At 63.2% G+C, this 1352-nt stretch carries 3 protein-coding genes; all 3 read left to right on the forward strand.

What is annotated here, in order from left to right; genetic code table 11:
• Positions 1-683 (forward strand): Lar family restriction alleviation protein (locus AC6EI8_RS26540; protein WP_498383400.1); only part of this gene is annotated, 683 nt, incomplete at its 5' end.
• Positions 680-1027: a hypothetical protein gene (locus AC6EI8_RS26545; RefSeq protein ID WP_498383401.1), complete on the forward strand. Its 348-nt coding sequence runs from the start codon at positions 680-682 to the stop codon at positions 1025-1027. The genes AC6EI8_RS26540 and AC6EI8_RS26545, both read left to right, overlap by 4 nt.
• Entirely contained in the window at positions 1017-1307 is a 291-nt protein-coding gene (locus AC6EI8_RS26550; RefSeq protein ID WP_498383402.1) for a hypothetical protein, read from the forward strand. The genes AC6EI8_RS26545 and AC6EI8_RS26550 overlap by 11 nt, the downstream gene beginning before the upstream one ends.
• Positions 1308-1352 lie beyond the last annotated feature (45 nt).

A 1352-nucleotide genomic window follows, 5' to 3' on the forward strand; every position in this document is an offset into this window, starting at 1 on the left:
AACCGTGCCCGTTCTGCGGGGCAACTCCCATCATTGAGCGGCGCGACGTCGAACCGCAGGGTGATCCTTGGTACGGCGACAAGGTTGTCCGGTTCGTACTGTGCGAATGCGGCGTTTCCCTGTTCGATAGGTACTTTCACGAAGGCTTCGATAGCAACGAAGAAGCCATTGCCGCATGGAACACGCGCGCCACGGACGGGCAGCGGGCGGGAGTGCCGGAAGGCTGGAAGCTGGTGCCGGTCGAGCCGACCGGGGAAATGCGAATGGCTGCATTCGCGGTGTGTGAGATCAAGCCGGGGACCGGGGGTTTCACAACGGGAACCGAAGCGCGCGATGCGATTTTCCGCGCCATGCTCGACGCCGCTCCCACGCCGCCGGATGGCGATGCGCCGTTCCCATCTCATTGGCATGCGCTGTTGAAATGGAACCGCCGACAGCCTGAGCCGCCGATCAAGATCGGGCGCGAGTACGACGTAGCGAGAGCCCACGCCGGGATGATTGCGCCGCAGGATGGCGATGCGGAGCGGGATCGGAGGGATGCGGAGATGTTCCGGTGGGCAATCGAACGATTCGAGAACGCCGATGCACTGGCCACGTTCGTCGTGCAGCACGCAGGAAACACGGAAGGCGTTCGTATCGATGTAGACGCCGCCATGGCCGCCAGAAAGGGAGAGAAGGGATGAGCGAAAACGAGAAGTTCTATGACGACGAAATCGCCCCTGCGCTGAGGGAAATCATGACCAAGTGCCAAGAGCGCGGGATGTCGTTCCTTGGTCTTGTCGAATACGCGCCCGGCGAGCGGGGCCGCACGACTGTGCTTCAGCCCGAGGCAGGACTTGAGATGGTCATGGCTACGCTATGCGCAAAGGCTGGCGCAAACATCGACTCGTACATGATCGGCCTTGCGCGCTACTGCCATGACAAGGGGATCGACACCGGCCAGAGCATCGTCATGCGCCAATGGCGCGGCATTGGACTCGCCGACAGCGCGCGCGGTGCCAGCAAGGGGAGCGACGATGGACGATAAGCAGATGAGGGAGGCGTTCGAGGCGCGGTTTCCGATGCCACCGCAGTGCGTATGGACCTGGCGCGGGTATGCCGCAACCGGCTACAACGCATGGGATGCACATGCCTACTGCAAGCGGTGGGATGGCTTCGTTGCAGGCTACGCCGCTGGCATGGAGCGGGCGGCGGTGATCGTGAAGAACGAAGCCGCAATCTGGCGTCCGGGACGAACGGTCAAGGGGTTGGCCGCCGACTGCGCCGACGCCATCCGCGCGGAGATCAATGGAGGCCGATATGCCTGACCAACTACTCCCATGCCCCTTCTGCGGCGACGACGGCGAGAAGGG

The sequence above is a fragment of the Cupriavidus sp. R6-3 genome, assembly GCF_059772245.1.